This window comes from Vibrio sp. 1069 (assembly GCF_033340555.1).
The window spans coordinates 1-715 of record NZ_JAWOWP010000350.1 but is presented as its reverse complement, the minus strand read 5'-3'; the positions used below and the strand labels follow the sequence as shown (position 1 = coordinate 715).

General features: G+C 44.5%; 1 protein-coding gene. It reads left to right on the top strand.

Annotated features, from left to right (window positions below; translation table 11 throughout):
* The coding region (locus R7040_RS26450) for an ATP-binding protein (RefSeq protein ID WP_318097575.1) at positions 1-715 on the top strand (715 nt) is incomplete at both ends.

Sequence of the window (715 nt, the reverse complement as noted above, 5' to 3'; positions counted from 1 at the left end):
AAGAGATCTTTTTGCGCGAGCTGATTTCTAACGCATCAGATGCATCAGACAAATTGCGTTTTCAGGCACTTTCGAATCCATTTTTATATGAAGGTAACGCAGATCTTGGCGTTAAGCTGTCGTTTGATGAAAGTGCAAATACCCTAACGATTTCTGATAACGGTATCGGTATGAGCCGCAATGACGTTATCGAACATTTAGGCACCATCGCAAAATCAGGCACCGCGGAATTCTTCTCAAAGCTTTCAGAAGAGCAAAGCAAAGACTCGCAATTGATCGGTCAATTTGGTGTTGGCTTCTACTCTGCATTTATCGTTGCTGATGCGGTGACCGTGCGCACTCGTGCAGCAGGTTTGCCAGCAGACGAAGCAGTGCAATGGCATTCTGCTGGTGAAGGTGAGTACACCATTGAAAACATCACTAAAGAATCTCGTGGTACCGACATTATTCTTCACATGCGTGACGAAGGTAAAGAGTTCTTAAATGAATGGCGCTTGCGCGATGTCATCAGCAAGTACTCGGATCACATCGGTATTCCTGTTTCTATCCAAACTGTAGTGCGTGATGAAGACGGTAAAGAGACAGATGAGAAGAAGTGGGAGCAAATCAACAAAGCTCAAGCGTTGTGGACGCGTAATAAAGCAGATATCTCAGATGAAGAATACCAAGAATTCTACAAACACGTTTCACACGATTTCGCTGATCCGTTGGTGTG